The organism is Mesorhizobium sp. WSM4832, from assembly GCF_055811115.1.
Genome location: NZ_JBVVQH010000007.1, coordinates 213,292 through 229,990, shown reverse-complemented (window position 1 = coordinate 229,990; position 16,699 = coordinate 213,292). Strand labels below are relative to the sequence as shown.

Below are 16,699 nucleotides of genomic sequence, written 5' to 3'. Positions count from 1 at the left end.
GCGCAAAGTTCGGCCGCTTAGTCTGAGAGCCCTGGCGACACCTCAGGTTTTCGGCGTGCCGCCTCGCTGGTTGAGCGAAACCCAGATGTTCGGGTTCTGCTGCGACTGCCGTTTCAGGAAATAATAGCCGGTTGCGTTCCAGGGGCGAATCTCGTCGACCAGATTGTCCAGGATGAGATCGCCCTTGTCGGTCTTCACCGTCAGGATGGTGTGGCCCTCATTGTTGAGGTCGCGCACCACCGTCATCAGCAGCGCCTGCCGGGGAAAGCCTGCTTCCAGGAGAAGCTTGCGCTTGTATAGCGCGTAGATCTTGCAGTCGCCCTTGCCGTCCACTGGATAGTCCCAGTGGTCCATCGTCGTGCCCCAGTGATCGTAATTGCTGACGGGCTTGATGGAGCGGTTTGCCTTTTGGTTGATCCGTTTGAGGACGCTCAGCTTCTGCGCGGTCAGCCTGACGGTCGTGGCAGGCAGGGCAGGCACCTTGCACTCTTTCGGCCGGCGATGGCAGAAATCGACCCAGCCGTAGGGAACGCTGGTGCGTCCTCCGACCGCGGCGGAGCGAACCCCATTCGCGGCAGGCTGCGTCGCCGGCCGTTTGAACCATGACGACTGAGCTGCCACAGGGTTAACCTGCAGCGAAGTCGCACCAATCAATGAAACGAACCCAAGGAGGAAACAAGGGGTCAGGACGCCAGGGGAACGCAGCACTGCCAACACCACCTCAACGAGAAGACTGGAGGCAGGTTAATGCGCGAAAGCCAGCCTGGGCAATTGAACAATTAATAATATCCTAACACGATTGTGTTCGGGGTAAGGCAGAGGCTGCTACGCCCAGGCTTTGTCAATCGCGAGCATGGCGCCGCTGCGCTTCGGCGAGTACGCCCGTCCATATTTTCCAACGTTTTTGGCCCGCCAGCTTGCTGCAGGACCCCAAACACGTCCTGCGGCCGCGTCGGGGCTCAAACCCTCGTGCCGCCCACCGTCATCTGGTTCATCCGCAGATGCGGCTGGCCGACGCCGACCGGCACGCCCTGTCCGGCCTTGCCGCACATGCCGATGCCGGTGTCGAGTTTCATGTCGTTGCCGATCATGGAGACGCGGTGCATGGCGTCCGGCCCGTTGCCGATCAGCATCGCCCCCTTGATCGGCTGCGTCACCTTGCCGTTCTCGATCATGTAGGCTTCGGTGCAGCCGAACACGAACTTGCCGGAGGTGATGTCGACCTGGCCGCCGCCGAAGGAAACGGCGTAGATGCCGTTCTTGACCGAGGCTATGATCTCGTCCGGCTCCATGTCGCCGGAGGTCATGTAGGTGTTGGTCATGCGCGGCATCGGCTGGTGCGCATAGCCCTCGCGCCGGCCATTGCCGGTCGCCTTCATGCCCATCAGCCGGGCGTTCTGGCGGTCCTGCATATAGCCGACCAGTATGCCATCCTCGATCAGCACGTTGCGCGCCGAGGGCGTGCCTTCGTCGTCGACGGTGAGCGAGCCGCGCCGCTCGGGGATGGTGCCGTCATCGACCACCGTGACACCCTTCGCCGCAACCTGGCTGCCCATCAGGCCGGCGAAGGCCGATGTCTTCTTGCGGTTGAAATCGCCTTCCAGCCCATGGCCGACGGCTTCGTGCAGCATCACGCCCGGCCAGCCGCTGGACAGCACGATGTCGAACGTGCCGGCGGGCGCGGGGACCGCCTCGAGGTTGACCAGCGCCTGCCGCAGCGCCTCGCTTGCGGCATGCTTCCAGCTTTCCTCGCCGACGAACTCGCCGAAGCTCTTGCGGCCGCCCATGCCGTAGGAGCCGCTCTCCTGCCTGTCGCCGCTGCCGACCACGACCGAGACGTTGATGCGGACCAGCGGGCGGATGTCGCGCACGATCTGGCCGTCGCCGCGCACGATCTCGACATGCTGCCACGAGGCGGCGAGCGATGCCGTCACCTGGCGCACGCGCGGATCCTTCGCGCGCAGCCAGCCGTCGATTTCCTGCAGGAGCTTGGCCTTGGCTTCGAAGGAAGGCGAGGGGATCGGGTTTTCGTCGCCATAGAGGTGGCGGTTGGTGCGGGCGGGCGCTCCGGCAAGCGTGCCGGAATAGCCGCCCTTGACCGCCGAGACGGCATCGGCCGCGCGCAGCAGCGAGGCTTCGGACAGATCGCTGGAATGCGCATAGCCGCTGGCCTCGCCGGCCACGGCGCGCAAGCCAAACCCCTGGTCGGTGTTGAAATTGGCCGTCTTCAGCCGGCCATTGTCGAACATCAGCGCTTCGCTCTCGCTGTATTCGAGGAACAGTTCGCCGTCGTCGGCGCCCTTGATGGTCTCAGTGACGATCTCTTTGACGCGATCGTCGGAAACGTCGAATTGGCCGATCAGGCTGTTCATGGCAAATCCATTCGTGGAAACAAAATCGTTGTGCAACGGATGTAGGCGCGAAGCCGCCGCCAGACAATCGCCAACGGGATGAAGCCGGCGATTGCAATGCTGCCCGCTATCATTTCTCGTTGACGAAATCCTTGATATTGCCGGCCATCGAGTCCCAGTTGGAGAACTGCTCCTCCAGATTGGCCCTGGTGATGCCGCCGGCGAAGCTGACATCCATCCTGAAATTCGAGCCGTCGCCCGAATAGGCCTTCACCCAGCGGTATTTCCTGTTCCAGGCGTTGGCCTGCTCGGCGGTCAGCGGGTCGGTGTAGCCCGTCGAGAATTGCAGCGACGTGCAGTTCTCATGGTCTTCGCAGCCATAGAAATAGATCACGTATTTGACGCCCTCGATGCGTCCGGAAATCATCGGATCGCCATTGTCGTCCCTGCCCATCCTGGCCGAGCCGAAGCCCTTGGCAATATCGAGGATCGCGGCGGGGTCGGGCTTCTGGAGGATTTCGCGATCCTCGGCCCTGGCGGCCGAAACCGCGCCGGCCAGCGCCAGGCCAGTGATGACGACGGGTAACGACGCGCGCATCGAGTCTCCTGGCCGCCAACGCGCACCCGCCACCGGACCTCAGCGTCAGGAATGGCCGCGGCGCATGGGCGGCAAGATCAAGGTAGGGCGGCGAAGCCTTCCGCAAAGCCCTTGAGATCGACGGGAATGCCGATGCCTTCTTCCGGCGTCTGGAAGACGATGAAAGTGGCCGACGTGCCGCTCTTCAGCGTGTCGAGCAACGGCTTTTCGAGGATCACCTCGGCATAGCAGCCATCCTGGAAGCAGCGCACGAAATAGGCGCGGCCGATATCCTTGCCGTCGACATTGAGACCGAGGCCGTTGGGCAGGAGCACGCCGAGCGGCGCCAGCACGCGCAGGATCTCGGCCTTGTTGTCGGCGGTGCGCAGCACCACGACCGAAAGGCCCATTTCAGGACGATCCTCGGCGACGACGTTCTGCATCATCACGCATTGCTCGGAGGTAGCGCCCGCCGGCGTATCGCAGATGATCGACCAAGCGCCATGCGTCGACTTCACCGTGCCGCTCGGCGGCGAGGCGTTGTTCGGCGAGGCGGCGGCGCCAACGGCTATGCCGACGCCGAGCAAGGCGACGACAAGAACGACCTTCGCCAAGGTTCTCGAAAGCCAGGAAGTCATGACGGCTCCATTGCGAATCACGGCACTTTAAGCCGCGCCGGGGCCAAGTAAAGGACGAGACCATCGCCGGTCCGCCCCGATACCGGCAATTACATGCTTTTCCAAAGCAAATTCGCCCGAATTGCGACCGTTGCGCATATAGCGTGGCGGGTGCCGAACACGGCCTTCGGCTTGCGCGCAAAAATGCCGCACGGTTTCCTCCGCTCCTTTCTTGCGGAGGGAAATAGAGTATGGTTTGAACCAGCCTAGGGACAGACCGGGATTCCCAATCCTGGCATCGTCCGTTATTGGTGCGATCAGATCGCGGGAAGCGGGAGACGAGAGGGCGATGAGGAAATTCCTGGCCAGCGCTGAATTCTTGGCAGGTACGGCAGCTTCGGCCGTGCTCTTCTCCAGTGCGGCGGCCCGTGCCGACCAGCCGCGGGACTGGGAGATGACCTTTCAGGCCCCGGCCACAGACATGATGCGGCAGATCGAGCGGTTCGGGAACTACACCATGTGGTTCATCGTCCCGATCACCGCCCTTGTGCTGGTGCTGCTTTTGGTTTGCATCGTCAAGTTCCGCGCAAGCGCCAATCCGGTGCCGTCCAGGACCAGCCACAACACCCTGATCGAAGTGGTCTGGACGGTCGGGCCGGTGATCGTGCTTTTGCTGATCGCCATTCCCTCCTTCCAACTGCTCACCGCGCAGTACACGCCGCCGGAAGAAGCCAAGCTCACCGTCAAGGCGACCGGCAACCAGTGGAACTGGGACTACGAATACCAGATCGACAAGACCTTCTCCTTCAACTCGGCAGTTCTCCAGGACGCCGACCGCGCCAAGGCCGGCAAGGAAGACCGCGGCCTCTATCCGCGCCTGCTCGCGGTCGACAACGAGCTGGTCGTTCCGGTCAACACCATGACCCGCGTGCTGATCACCGCCACCGACGTCATCCACTCCTTCGCCGTGCCGTCCTTCGGCATCAAGATGGACGCCGTTCCCGGCCGCACCAACGAGACCTGGTTCAAGGCGGAGAAGGAAGGCCTCTATTACGGCCAGTGCTCGCAGCTCTGCGGCAAGGACCACGCCTTCATGCCGATCGCGGTCCGCGTCGTATCCGATGCGCAGTTCAAGACCTGGCTGGATACGGCCAAGACCGACGTGCCCGCCGCCAACAAGGCGCTGATGGCCGAGATCGATGGTACCAACAAGGTAGCGGCCGCCGGCAACTGATGCCGCGGGTTAGCAAGATTTAGGGAACGGAGCGGAACATGGCAGAGGCTGCAGCTCACGACGACCACGATCACAAGCCCTATCATGGCTGGGTCCGGTGGGTGTACTCCACCAACCACAAGGATATCGGCACACTCTACCTGATCTTCGCGATCTGCGCCGGCATCATCGGCGGCGCGCTCTCGGTCGTCATCCGCATGGAGCTGCAGGAGCCGGGCATCCAGATCTTCACCGGTCTGGCGCAGATGGTCTACGGCATGAACGGCGATGCCGCCATCGACGGCGGCAAGAGCATGTATAATGCCTTCGGCACTGCGCACGCGCTGATCATGATCTTCTTCATGGTCATGCCGGCGCTGATCGGCGGCTTCGCCAACTGGATGGTGCCGATCATGATCGGCGCGCCGGACATGGCCTTTCCGCGCATGAACAACATCTCGTTCTGGCTGCTGCCGCCGGCTTTCATCCTGCTGCTCACCTCGATGTTCATGCCGAGCGCACCCGGCGCCTTTGGCGTCGGCGGCGGCTGGACGCTCTATCCGCCGCTTTCGACATCGGGCCAGCCGGGTCCCGCCATGGATCTGGCGATCCTGTCGATCCACATCGCCGGCGCCTCGTCGATCCTCGGCGCCATCAACTTCATCACCACCATCTTCAACATGCGCGCGCCCGGCATGACGCTGCACAAGATGCCGCTGTTTGCCTGGTCGGTGCTGATCACCGCCTTCCTGCTGCTGTTGTCGCTGCCGGTGCTGGCCGGCGCCATCACCATGCTGCTTACCGACCGCAATTTCGGCACCTCCTTCTTCGTGCCGGACAATGGCGGCGACCCGATCCTCTTCCAACACCTGTTCTGGTTCTTCGGCCATCCCGAGGTGTACATCCTGATCCTGCCGGGCTTCGGCATCGTCAGCCATATCGTTTCGACCTTCTCGAAGAAGCCGGTCTTCGGTTATCTCGGCATGGCTTACGCCATGGTCGCGATCGGCGCCGTCGGCTTCATCGTCTGGGCGCACCATATGTACACGACCGGCCTGTCGCTCGACACGCAGCGCTACTTCGTGTTCGCCACCATGGTCATCGCAGTGCCGACGGGCGTGAAGATCTTCTCCTGGATCGCCACCATGTGGGGCGGCTCGATCTCCTTCAAGCCGCCGATGCTGTGGGCGCTGGGCTTCATCTTCCTGTTCACCATCGGCGGCGTCACCGGCGTTCAGCTCGCCAATGCCGGCCTCGACCGCTCGCTGCACGACACCTATTTCGTGATCGCCCACTTCCACTATGTGCTGTCGCTGGGCGCCGTGTTCGCGATCTTCGCCGGTTGGTACTACTGGTTCCCGAAGATGACCGGTTACATGTATTCGCCGGTCATCGCCAACACCCACTTCTGGGTCACCTTCGTCGGCGTCAACCTGATCTTCTTCCCGCAGCATTTCCTCGGCCTTTCCGGCATGCCGCGCCGCACGATCGACTATCCCGACGCGTTCGCCGGATGGAACTATGTCTCATCCGTCGGTTCCTACATCTCGGCGGTCGGCGTCATGATCTTCCTCTACGGCGTGTTCGAGGCCTTCCAGAAGAAGCGCGTCGCCGGCGCCAATCCGTGGGGCGAGGGTGCCACCACGCTCGAATGGCAGCTGCCTTCGCCGCCGCCGTTCCACCAGTGGGAACAGCTGCCGAAGATCAGGTAGGCAGCTTCCCGATGCATGCGAGACCGCCGGCGAGCCGGCGGTCTTGGCCAACGGAATGATGGACTTTAAGTACGCATGGCCATTGCCGACCACAAATTGACGGAGGAAGCGGGCTTTCGCATGTCGGAAGCAACCGCGGGCGATTTCTTCGCCCTCCTGAAGCCGCGCGTCATGTCGCTGGTCGTCTTCACGGCCTTTGTCGGCCTTGTCGCGGCGCCCGTCGCCATCAACCCCCTGCTGGCGATGATCGCCATCCTGGCGATTGCCATCGGCGCCGGCGCATCGGGCGCGCTCAACATGTGGTACGACGCCGACATCGACGCGGTGATGACCAGGACTGCCAGCCGCCCGGTGCCGGCCGGTCGCGTCACGCCGGGCGAGGCGTTGAGCTTCGGCCTGGTGCTGTCGGTGCTGTCGGTGATGACGCTCGGCGTGCTGGTCAACTGGCTGTCGGCATCGCTCCTTGCCTTCACCATCTTCTTCTACGCCGTCGTCTACACGATGTGGCTGAAGCGCTGGACGCCGCAGAACATCGTCATCGGCGGCGCTGCCGGCGCCATTCCGCCGGTGATCGGCTGGGCCGCCGTGACCGGCTCGGTCAGCCTCGAAAGCGTGATCCTGTTCCTGATCATCTTCCTGTGGACGCCGCCGCATTTCTGGGCGCTGGCGCTGTTCAAGTCCGATGACTACGCCCGCGCAGGCATCCCGATGATGCCGAATGTCGCTGGCCACGCCTCTACCCGCCGGCAGATCTTTGCCTATGCGCTGATCCTTGCGCCGGTCGGCGTGCTGCCCTGGGCGCTCGGCTACACCACGGCCGGCTATGGCGTCGTCTCGGCGGTCCTCGGCACGGGCTTCGTCTGGTATGCTTGGAAGGTTTTGGGCATGAGCGACGACGACCGCGCGATGAAGCCGGCCAAGGCCCTGTTCGGCTACTCGCTGCTCTATCTCTTCGCTATCTTTGCCGCCTATCTCGTCGACTGCGTGGTCGGGCGTGCCCTCATGATGGGGGGAGTATGAGCGTGGTCGACAAGAACCTTGAACTCGTCACGCTGACCGAGCGCCAGCAGAAGGCGCGCCGCAACCGCTCCATCGCCATCGGCTTCGCGCTGGCGGCATTGGTCATAATCTTCTATGCCGCCACCATCGTGCGTTTCGGCCATCATGGCGTGAGCATCACCGGCTCGGGCCTGTTGGGGGGCGGCTGATGGCCAGTGACTTGAGCAAACCCCGCAAGGTCAATAACGGCATCGTCGCCGCCGTCTGCCTCGCCTTCTTCACCGGCATGGTCGGCATGGCCTATGCGGCGGTGCCGCTCTACAAGATGTTCTGCCAGGTCACCGGCTATGGCGGCACGACGCAGCGTGCCGAGAAGCAATATGCCGGCCGCGTGCTCGACCGCGACATCACCATCCGCTTCGATGCCAACACCAACGGCATTCCGTGGCGGTTTGAGCCCGCCGCCCGCTCGGTGACGATCAAGATCGGCGCGACGGCGCAGGCGCATTACAGCGCCACCAACAAGTTCGACCGCCCCATCACCGGCCGCGCCTCGTTCAATGTGCAGCCGGAAATGGCCGGCGCCTATTTCAACAAGGTGGAGTGTTTCTGCTTCACCGACACGACGCTGAAGCCCGGCGAGACGCTGGACATGCCGGTCGTGTTCTATGTCGATCCAGACATCGTCAACGTGCCGGAACTCAAGGACCTGAAGACCATCACCCTGTCCTACACGATGTTCCCGGTCGAAAAGAAACAGCCGGTCGCCTCGTCCACGCCGGCCGCCGGCAGCAGTACCAACAAAGTTTCCAATACCGAAGCAAGCCTCGGGGGTTGATATGGCAGACGCGCACGCAAAACCACAACACGACTACCATCTCGTCAACCCCAGCCCGTGGCCTTTCCTGGGTTCGATCGGCGCGCTGATCACCGCCGTCGGCGGCGTCTGCCTGATGCAGTATCTGAAGGCCGGCAACTTCCCGGTTTTCGGCCACAACATCGCCAACCCGTGGCTGTTCTTCATCGGGCTGATCATCGTGCTCTACACGATGTTCGCCTGGTGGTCCGACACCATCAAGGAAGCGCATGAGGGTTACCACACGCGCGTCGTGTCGCTGCACCTGCGCTACGGCATGATCATGTTCATCGCCTCCGAGGTGATGTTCTTCGTTGCCTGGTTCTGGGCCTTCTTTGACGCCAGCCTGTTCCCGGGCGAAGCCTCGCAATATGCCCGCACCGCCTTCACCGGCGGCGTCTGGCCGCCGAAGGGTCTGGAGGTCCTCGATCCCTTCCACCTGCCGCTCTACAACACCATCATCCTGCTCCTGTCAGGCACGACGGTCACCTGGGCGCACCACGCGCTGCTGCATGGCGACCGCAAGGGCCTGATCAACGGCCTGGTGCTGACCGTCGGCCTCGGCATGCTGTTCACCATGGTGCAGGCCTACGAGTACATGCACGCTCCGTTCGGGTTCAAGGACTCGATCTATGGCGCCACCTTCTTCATGGCGACCGGCTTCCACGGCTTCCACGTCATCATCGGCACCATCTTCCTGCTGGTCTGCCTGGTGCGCGCGATGCGCGGCGACTTCACGCCGAAGCAGCATTTCGGTTTCGAGGCGGCCGCCTGGTATTGGCACTTCGTCGACGTGGTCTGGCTATTCCTGTTCAGCGCGATCTATGTCTGGGCCTCGAACGGCGCGATGATCGAAGCGCATTGATCTAAGGTTTCCGAAACCCTTTGAAGGGCGGCTGCGGCGACGTGGCCGCCTTATCTTTTTGAGCGAAAGAGTCTACGGTGCCGACAATGAGCGAAGACAAGGCGATCTGGCCACCCATCGATCCGATCTCGGCCGGCCTGCATGGCCGCTGTCCGCGCTGTGGCGAAGGCAAGCTGTTCGAGGGTTTCCTCACCGTCGGCAAGCGCTGCTACAATTGCGGGCTCGACTATTCCTTCGCCGATGCGGGCGACGGACCGGCGGTCTTCGTCATCCTGATCATCGGCTTCGTCGTCGTTGGTCTCGCATTGTGGGTGGAGGTGACGCTCAGCCCGCCGCTCTGGCTGCATTTCATGCTGTGGATACCGCTGGCGCTGGTGCTGTGCCTGACGGCGCTGCGCCTGATCAAGGGCGTGCTGATCACCTTGCAGTATTCGAAGAAGGCCTCCGAGGGCAGGCTGGATTCCAACGAATGAGCGAGACGACCGATCTGGCTGCCGGCCGTTCGCGGCCGCGCTCAGCGCTGCTCGTCAGCCTCGGCCTCGTGCTGTTCGCTATCCTGATCGGGCTCGGCACCTGGCAGGTCCAGCGCCTGCACTGGAAGGAAGACCTGCTCGCGACCATCGACAAGCGCACCCATTCCGCACCGCTGGCTCTGGCCGACGTAGAGAAGGAATTCGCCGCCTCCCATGATGTCGATTACACGCCCGTGACGGTGACCGGCACCTTCCTGCATCACGGCGAGCGGCATTTCTTTTCCACCTGGCAAGGCGACAGCGGCTTCAACGTCTACACGCCCCTGCAGCTCGACGACGGCCGCTTCGTGCTCGTCAACCGCGGCTTCGTTCCCTACGACCTCAAGGATCCTTCCAAGCGCCGGCAGGGCGAGGTTGCCGGCAAGGTGACGGTGACCGGGCTCGCCCGCAATCCGCTGCCCGCAAAGCCATCGATGATGCTTCCAGACAACGATGTCGCCAAGAACATCTTTTTCTGGAAGGACCGCGACGTGATGGCCGCGAGCGCCGGCCTGCCGGCCGGTGCCGTGCTGGTGCCGTTCTTCGTCGATGCCGACAAGACGCCAAACCTTGGCGGCCTGCCGGTCGGCGGCGTCACCATCATCGATCTGCCGAACAACCACCTGCAATATGCCGTGACCTGGTACGGGCTGGCCGCGGCTCTCGCCGCCGTGCTGATCCTCAGGCTGCGCCGCCCGGCACAAGAAGCGTGAAACCGGCCGCTCTTGACAGGGCAGGGGTGCGCACCTCATTTCGCCTTGAGCAATTCCAGGAAAAGTGTGGGCGGTTAAGTTCGGCGACTTCGCCGTAACCCTCCGTCCGGAATTGCGTCAAGACAAACAGATAGATTCCGACTGAACCGGCCTTGCATCGATGATTGAGAAAAAACCACCATTGACGATCAGGCTCTGCCAGCCGCGCGGCTTCTGCGCCGGCGTCGACCGTGCCATCCAGATCGTCGTGCTGGCGCTGAAGAAATACGGCGCGCCGGTCTATGTCCGCCACGAGATCGTGCACAACCGCTACGTCGTCGAAGGGCTGCAGAGCCTCGGCGCCGTCTTCATCGAGGAACTGTCCGAAATTCCGCCGGAGCATCGCCAGTCGCCCGTGGTCTTTTCAGCGCATGGCGTGCCGAAGTCGGTGCCGGCGGATGCGCAGGCGCGCAATCTCTTCTACCTCGACGCCACGTGCCCGCTCGTCTCCAAGGTGCACAAGCAGGCTATGCGCCACCAGCGGCTCGGCCGCCATGTGCTTCTGATCGGCCATGCCGGGCACCCGGAAGTGATCGGCACGATGGGCCAATTGCCGGAAGGCGCCGTGACGCTGATCGAGACCGAGGCCGATGCGGCGCGCTTCGAGCCGGTCGATGCTTCGGCCCTGGGCTTCGTCACCCAGACGACATTGTCGGTCGAGGACACCGCCGGCATCATCCGGGCACTCCAGGAGCGGTTCCCGCAATTGTATGCCCCAGCCGCCGAATCGATCTGCTATGCCACCACCAACCGCCAGGAAGCGGTGAAGGAGACGGCCGCCGGCGCCGATCTTTTCCTCGTCGTCGGCGCTCCCAATTCGTCCAATTCGCGTCGCCTTGTCGAGGTGGCGGAGCGCGCCGGCGCGACGACGTCGCTTCTCGTGCAGCGCGCTGCTGAAATTCCGTGGGATGAGATCGCGGGGATTAAGACGCTCGGCCTGTCCGCCGGGGCCTCGGCGCCGGAGATCATCGTCGACGAGATCATCGATGCGTTCCGGCAGCGCTTCGACGTCACCATCGATCTGGCCATCACGGCCACGGAAACGGAGGATTTCCCGGTGATGCGGGTCTTGCGCGATGTCGAACTGACGGCGGCCGACATGGCCTTCGTCAATGGAGCGGCTTGAAACCAGATGGCCGTCTACACCGACGTCACCGAAGGCGAACTGACCGCGTTCCTGAAAGCCTATCCGGTGGGTGAGCTGCTCTCCTACAAGGGCATCGCCGAAGGCACCGAGAATTCCAATTTCCTGGTCCACGCCTCGACCGGCTCCTACATCCTGACGCTCTACGAAAAGCGCGTCGACAAGGCCGACCTGCCGTTTTTTCTCGGCCTGATGGCCCATCTCGCCGGGAAAGGCATTTCCTGCCCGCTGCCGGTCACCGCGGATGATGGCACCGTCATCGGCACGCTGGCCGACCGGCCCGCCGTCATCATCACCTTCCTCGAAGGCCTGTCGCTCCGGCGGCCGACGGCCGCGCATTGCGCGGAAGTCGGCAAGGCGCTCGCCAGCCTTCATCTTGCCGGCCAGGATTTTCAGATGAGAAGGCCGAACGCGCTGGCCATCGACGGCTGGCGCAAGCTGTGGGACGCCTCCCGCGACCGCGCCGACCAGGTCGAGCCGGGGCTTGCAGCCGAGGTCGACGCCGACTTCAGCGATTTCGAGCGCAACTGGCCGACGAACTTGCCGCAGGGCATCATCCACGCCGATCTTTTCCCGGACAATGTCTTCTTCCTCGGCGAGAAACTGTCGGGGCTGATCGACTTCTATTTCGCCTGCGACGACCTCTACGCCTACGATGTCGCCACCTGCCTCAACGCCTGGTGCTTCGAGAAGGATTTTTCCTTCAACCTGACCAAGGGGACGGCGCTGCTGGCCGGCTACCAGTCGGTGCGGCCGCTCACGGATGACGAGAAGGCGGCGCTGCCGATGCTGGCGCGCGGCTCGGCACTGCGCTTCATGCTGACCCGCCTCTATGACTGGCTGACCATTCCCGATGGCGGGCTGGTGATGAAGCGCGACCCGACCGAATATATCCGCCGCATGCGCTTCCACCGCGCCATCAAGTCGCCATCCGAATACGGGCTGAGATGAACAAGCAGATCGAGATCTTCACCGACGGCGCCTGCTCGGGCAATCCCGGACCCGGCGGCTGGGGCGCGGTGCTGCGCTACAACGGCGTCACCAAGGAACTATCCGGCGGCGAGGCCGACACCACCAACAACCGTATGGAGCTGCTGGCCGCCATCACGGCGCTCAACGCGCTGAAGGAGCCTTGCGCGGTCGATCTCTACACCGACAGCAAATACGTCATGGACGGCATCTCCAAATGGATCCATGGCTGGAAGAAGAACGGTTGGAAGACCGGCGACAGGAAGCCGGTGAAGAATGGCGAGCTCTGGCAGGCGCTCGACGACGCCAACCGGCGCCACAAGGTCACCTGGCACTGGGTGAAGGGCCATGCCGGCCACCCGGAGAACGAACGCGCCGACGAGTTGGCCCGGCAAGGCATGGCGCCGTTCAAGAGCGGCCCGGCCGTGTCTGCAGTACCTATGTCCGCAGCGGCGCCGAAACCGGCTGCGCCCGCCAAGCGGCCGGCAACCCCAAGGGCACGACGCTCGACGCAGAGCTATTGATTTCCGTGGCTGGGCCCGCGCTCTGACCGGAGAAGCATGTCGTGCCGATTGCCTATTACATCACCCATCCGCAGGTCAGCATCGACGCCAGCGTTCCGGTGCCGGAGTGGGGACTGTCCGATATCGGCAGGGCGAGGGCCGTTGCCATGCTCGGCCAGCCCTGGATCGGCACGATCCGCCATATCGTGTCGTCCGCCGAACGTAAGGCTTTGGAAACGGCGGAAGTCCTGGCGCGGCATCTCGGCCTTGTGGTCGAGGTGAGGGAGCGGATGCACGAGAACGACCGGTCGGCAACGGGCTTCCTGCCGCCGCCCGAATTCGAAGCGGTCGCCGATCAGTTCTTTGCCCGGCCGCACGACAGCATCCGCGGATGGGAACGGGCGACAGACGCGCAGCGGCGCATCGCGAGCGAGGTCGAGGCCGTGCACGGCTCCGATCCAACCGGAAACGTGGCCTTCGTGGGCCATGGCGGCGTTGGAACGCTTCTGCTGCTTTTGCTCGATGGCCGCGAGATCAGCCGCATCGCGGACCAGCCGGCGGGCGGCGGCAACTACTTCGCCTACGATATCGGCGCGCGTCGCCTCCTCCACGGATGGCGGCCGATCGATGGGCCGGCGCCGCATCACGGCATTTGATCGTCAGCGGATCAGCAACGCCGTCGAGAACATGCCAAACGCGAACACCGTGTGCGCCACGAGGTTGAGCGCGCGCACCTTCATCGGATTGGGCAGCCTGGATGCCGCCCAGCCCGCGCCCATGCCAGGCGCCAGCAGGAACCAGCCTGCCCCGACGGTGACGATGCCGAGGATGAAGGCCGGCAGGAATGTCGGCGCCGCCAGCCAGCCGGCACCCGCGAGCACCACCAGGATCACGCCGTAGAGGATGCCGACCAGATAGTGGAAAGCCCAGCCCAGCGCCTTTTCATGGGCATAGGGCGCGGCTTTGGCGATGTCGTCGTGGAAGACCCTTTCCGGCAGATGCCGGACCCAGCGTCCGACCATGCCCCATTTGGGCAGCGGCAGGCCGAACGCCTTGTTGAGGATGATCGCCCAGATATCCATGAACACCGTGGCCCCGGTGCCGATCGCCACCGCGCGCCAGATGGTGTCGAGCATCAGAGCATGATCCCGAAAAGTGGGAACCGGTTTTCGGACAAGATCATGCTCCAACAAAGAGTTAGATCAGGATGGCGGGTCAACGAAACGTCATCCTGATCTAGAGCAATTCCAGCAAAAGTGTGAGCGGTTTTCCGTCCGGAATTGCGTTAAAACAAAGAGATAGAGCGGTTTGCCGTTTCCGTGAAACGGTGAAACGCTCTAGAGCTGCTCGAGGATTTTCGCCGCGCCGCTCTCGTCGACGCCCGGCTTGGTTTCGACATTGAGCGCGACGACCTTGCCGTCGTCGACGATCATCGAGAAGCGCTTCGAGCGCAGGCCCATGCCGGTTGCCGAAAGATCGTTGTCGAGCCCGACCGACTTGGCGAAATCGCCGCTGCCGTCGGCGAGATAGAGGATCTTGCCTTCGCCGCCGGTGAACCGCGCCCAGGCGCCCATGACATGCACGTCATTGACCGAGACGACCGCGATCGTATCGACGCCGCGCGCCAGGATGGCGTCATGGTTCTCGAGGTAGCCCGGCAGGTGGTTGTTGCTGCAGGTCGGCGTGAACGCCCCGGGGACGCCGAACAGCACGACCTTCTTGCCCGCAAATATTTCGGCGCTCGTGATCGGCTTTGCGCCGTCGTCGGTCATTACCTTGAAGCTCGATGCGGGCAGTTTTTCGCCAACCGAAATGGTCATGGTTCCTCGCTTGCGAGATGGGGAAGATCGATGCCTTCGATATCGGACTGAGCGGGCTCCGGCAACCTCTCAGAGCAATTCCAGGAAAAGTGTATGGCGGTTTTCCGTCCGGAATTGCGGCGCAAAGAGCCCCTGGATCAAGGGAAAGGCACCAGCCCGTCCACCGAACCCTCGGCACTGGTCAGCGTGTAATAGAGCCCGCCATCGGTCGGCGTCGCCGACGGCCGGTCGAGGATCGGCACGGTGAAGAGCAGCTTGCCGTCCTTCTGGCTGCGCACCGGCGCGCCGAACATGTAGTCGCGCTCGCCGGCGATGAAGAAGTCGACGGATGCCGGGTCGCCGGGTGATTGCGCCTGGACGACAAGCGTCTCATGGTCGCCAGACAGCACGCTGATGCCGAAATCGGGCCGGGCCGGAGAGGGCAGCGTCGCAAGCGCGGTCTTCACCAGCGCCGCGTCGGTCGCGTTGTCGGGATCGGAACCGGGATCGACGCTGAGCCGGGTCTGTACCGGAATGCAGATCGTCTCGCAGATGCCGAGGAAGATGTTGGCATCGATGGTCGCCGGCTGGTCGGGCGAAGACAGCGTGAACGTCACCGGCAGCGACACGGGGCGATCGTAGCCGGCCCACTTGCCGTAGCCGTCGTCATGCCGCTGAGGCGGCGGGAACGACAATTGGGCGTCGGCGACATTGGTGCTGCCCGATATGTCGAGTTGCGGCGGCACGCCGGCATCGCCCGGATCGCGCCAATAGGTCTTCCAGCCAGGTTTCAGCGCGATGTCGAGCACGCCGTGGATCTTGCCGGCCTCGTCGGGCTTGCCGGTGGTCACCAGCCGCACCTTGCCGCCTTCGCTCTTGTACCAGATCGAGGACGAGGCCTCGGCCGGGAGGCTGGTAGTCCACCCGAAAACGACGCCGAGAACCAGTATTTTCATGTATCGCATGGCGGTGATTTGACCGTCCGTTCTTGGCCGCGCAATGACCACATCACTCCCCCGGTATCATATTTGCGTGACATCGGGGACTGGCACCATCTTTTCGGCGCTGCCGAAACGCGTTAGGCTTAACCCATGGACTTGCTGAAAAACAAGAAGGCCGCCGGACGCGGTTTCCTCGACGACCAGTTCCTGATTGCCATGCCTGGCATGAAGGACGACCGCTTCGCGCGCTCCGTCATCTATGTCTGCGCCCATAGCGACGAAGGCGCGATGGGCCTGATCATCAACCAGACGCAGCAGATGCTGTTTCCAGACCTACTTGTGCAACTCGGCATCATGAACGAGCAGGAAGCGATCCGCCTGCCGGCGCATACGCGCGATTTCGTCGTGCGCAATGGCGGGCCGGTCGACCGCAGCCGCGGCTTCGTGCTGCATTCCGGCGACTATCGGGTGGAATCCTCGCTGAACGTTTCCGATGACATCTGCCTGACCGCCACGGTCGACATCCTGCGCGCCATCTCCACCGGGCGCGGCCCGCGCCATGCGCTGATGGCGCTCGGCTATTCCGGCTGGGGGGCCGGCCAGCTCGAAACCGAGATTGCCGAGAATGGCTGGCTCACCTGTCCTGCGACGCCCGAGCTGCTCTTCGACACCGACATCGAGCGCAAATACGACCGCATCCTGGCTTCGATCGGCATCGACCTCGCCCATCTGAGCGCCGCCGCGGGCCACGCCTGACCTATCCGCCGACGTAGAGGCTGTTTCGAAACTCGCTCATGCGAGTCATATGGTGGTGATTTCGAGAACCGGAGCGGAGCGTACTTGAAGTACGTGAGCACCGGAAGCGCAGAAAGCGCCGCCAGATGGCCGC

At 63.3% G+C, this 16,699-nt stretch carries 20 protein-coding genes; 13 read left to right on the top strand and 7 right to left on the bottom strand.

Going from position 1 to position 16,699, the window contains the following annotated elements:
- Positions 1–42 precede the first annotated feature (42 nt).
- The 4 genes from AC0L2L_RS12790 to AC0L2L_RS12775 form a co-directional block, all read right to left on the bottom strand.
- The gene (locus AC0L2L_RS12790; RefSeq protein WP_473578799.1) at positions 43–621 is read right to left on the bottom strand and encodes a transglutaminase-like cysteine peptidase; all 579 of its coding nucleotides are present in this window, start codon (positions 619–621) and stop codon (positions 43–45) included.
- Between the two features lie 338 nt (positions 622–959).
- Positions 960–2,372: a metalloprotease TldD gene (gene tldD / locus AC0L2L_RS12785; RefSeq protein ID WP_473578798.1), complete on the bottom strand. Its 1,413-nt coding sequence runs from the start codon at positions 2,370–2,372 to the stop codon at positions 960–962.
- 109 nt (positions 2,373–2,481) lie between these two features.
- Positions 2,482–2,949: a YbjN domain-containing protein gene (locus AC0L2L_RS12780; RefSeq protein ID WP_473578797.1), complete on the bottom strand. Its 468-nt coding sequence runs from the start codon at positions 2,947–2,949 to the stop codon at positions 2,482–2,484.
- 77 nt (positions 2,950–3,026) lie between these two features.
- Positions 3,027–3,566 (bottom strand): invasion associated locus B family protein, encoded by a 540-nt coding sequence (locus AC0L2L_RS12775; protein WP_473578796.1) that lies wholly within the window; start codon positions 3,564–3,566, stop codon positions 3,027–3,029.
- 328 nt (positions 3,567–3,894) lie between these two features.
- Here AC0L2L_RS12775 and coxB point away from each other — a divergent pair, with 328 nt between their 5' ends.
- From coxB to AC0L2L_RS12715, 12 genes are all read left to right on the top strand, one after another.
- Positions 3,895–4,779, top strand: coding sequence for a cytochrome c oxidase subunit II (gene coxB / locus AC0L2L_RS12770; RefSeq protein ID WP_027164657.1), 885 nt, complete (start codon positions 3,895–3,897; stop codon positions 4,777–4,779).
- A gap of 38 nt (positions 4,780–4,817) precedes the next feature.
- A complete protein-coding gene (ctaD, locus tag AC0L2L_RS12765; protein WP_473578794.1) occupies positions 4,818–6,470 on the top strand; it encodes a cytochrome c oxidase subunit I in 1,653 nt (550 codons plus the stop codon).
- A gap of 75 nt (positions 6,471–6,545) precedes the next feature.
- Positions 6,546–7,490: a heme o synthase gene (locus tag AC0L2L_RS12760; protein WP_473578792.1), complete on the top strand. Its 945-nt coding sequence runs from the start codon at positions 6,546–6,548 to the stop codon at positions 7,488–7,490.
- Positions 7,487–7,678, top strand: coding sequence for a hypothetical protein (locus tag AC0L2L_RS12755; protein WP_473578790.1), 192 nt, complete (start codon positions 7,487–7,489; stop codon positions 7,676–7,678). Before AC0L2L_RS12760 ends, AC0L2L_RS12755 begins: the two co-directional genes overlap by 4 nt.
- Complete coding sequence (locus tag AC0L2L_RS12750) at positions 7,678–8,307, top strand: cytochrome c oxidase assembly protein (RefSeq protein WP_473578789.1); 630 nt, start codon at positions 7,678–7,680, stop codon at positions 8,305–8,307. Before AC0L2L_RS12755 ends, AC0L2L_RS12750 begins: the two co-directional genes overlap by 1 nt.
- Position 8,308: 1 nt before the next feature.
- Complete coding sequence (locus tag AC0L2L_RS12745) at positions 8,309–9,190, top strand: cytochrome c oxidase subunit 3 (RefSeq protein ID WP_473578787.1); 882 nt, start codon at positions 8,309–8,311, stop codon at positions 9,188–9,190.
- An 86-nt stretch (positions 9,191–9,276) separates the two neighbouring features.
- Positions 9,277–9,663, top strand: coding sequence for a DUF983 domain-containing protein (locus tag AC0L2L_RS12740; RefSeq protein WP_473578785.1), 387 nt, complete (start codon positions 9,277–9,279; stop codon positions 9,661–9,663).
- Positions 9,660–10,415 (top strand): SURF1 family protein, encoded by a 756-nt coding sequence (locus AC0L2L_RS12735; RefSeq protein ID WP_473578783.1) that lies wholly within the window; start codon positions 9,660–9,662, stop codon positions 10,413–10,415. The genes AC0L2L_RS12740 and AC0L2L_RS12735 overlap by 4 nt, the downstream gene beginning before the upstream one ends.
- A gap of 160 nt (positions 10,416–10,575) precedes the next feature.
- On the top strand, positions 10,576–11,580 hold the full coding sequence (gene ispH, locus AC0L2L_RS12730; RefSeq protein WP_473578781.1) for a 4-hydroxy-3-methylbut-2-enyl diphosphate reductase: 1,005 nt from the start codon (positions 10,576–10,578) through the stop codon (positions 11,578–11,580).
- 6 nt (positions 11,581–11,586) lie between these two features.
- Positions 11,587–12,549, top strand: coding sequence for a homoserine kinase (locus AC0L2L_RS12725; protein WP_473578779.1), 963 nt, complete (start codon positions 11,587–11,589; stop codon positions 12,547–12,549).
- The gene (gene rnhA / locus AC0L2L_RS12720) at positions 12,546–13,091 is read left to right on the top strand and encodes a ribonuclease HI (protein WP_473578777.1); all 546 of its coding nucleotides are present in this window, start codon (positions 12,546–12,548) and stop codon (positions 13,089–13,091) included. The genes AC0L2L_RS12725 and rnhA overlap by 4 nt, the downstream gene beginning before the upstream one ends.
- Before the next feature lie 41 nt (positions 13,092–13,132).
- Positions 13,133–13,726, top strand: a complete 594-nt coding sequence (locus tag AC0L2L_RS12715; protein ID WP_473578775.1) for a histidine phosphatase family protein — start codon at positions 13,133–13,135, stop codon at positions 13,724–13,726.
- Between the two features lie 3 nt (positions 13,727–13,729).
- Here the strand turns inward: AC0L2L_RS12715 and AC0L2L_RS12710 are convergent, their stop codons facing one another.
- The 3 genes from AC0L2L_RS12710 to AC0L2L_RS12700 all read right to left on the bottom strand — a co-directional run bounded on the left by AC0L2L_RS12710 (position 13,730) and on the right by AC0L2L_RS12700 (position 15,834).
- Positions 13,730–14,206 (bottom strand): DUF2938 domain-containing protein, encoded by a 477-nt coding sequence (locus AC0L2L_RS12710; protein ID WP_473578773.1) that lies wholly within the window; start codon positions 14,204–14,206, stop codon positions 13,730–13,732.
- A 201-nt stretch (positions 14,207–14,407) separates the two neighbouring features.
- A complete protein-coding gene (locus tag AC0L2L_RS12705) occupies positions 14,408–14,890 on the bottom strand; it encodes a peroxiredoxin (protein ID WP_027164670.1) in 483 nt (160 codons plus the stop codon).
- 137 nt (positions 14,891–15,027) lie between these two features.
- Positions 15,028–15,834 (bottom strand): protein-disulfide reductase DsbD domain-containing protein, encoded by an 807-nt coding sequence (locus AC0L2L_RS12700; protein WP_473578771.1) that lies wholly within the window; start codon positions 15,832–15,834, stop codon positions 15,028–15,030.
- 126 nt (positions 15,835–15,960) lie between these two features.
- On the opposite strand from AC0L2L_RS12700, the gene AC0L2L_RS12695 reads away from it, so the two are divergent.
- Positions 15,961–16,566 carry a YqgE/AlgH family protein gene (locus AC0L2L_RS12695; RefSeq protein ID WP_027164672.1) on the top strand — a complete coding sequence of 202 codons (606 nt, stop codon included), beginning with the start codon at positions 15,961–15,963 and terminating at the stop codon, positions 16,564–16,566.
- Positions 16,567–16,699: the final 133 nt, after the last annotated feature.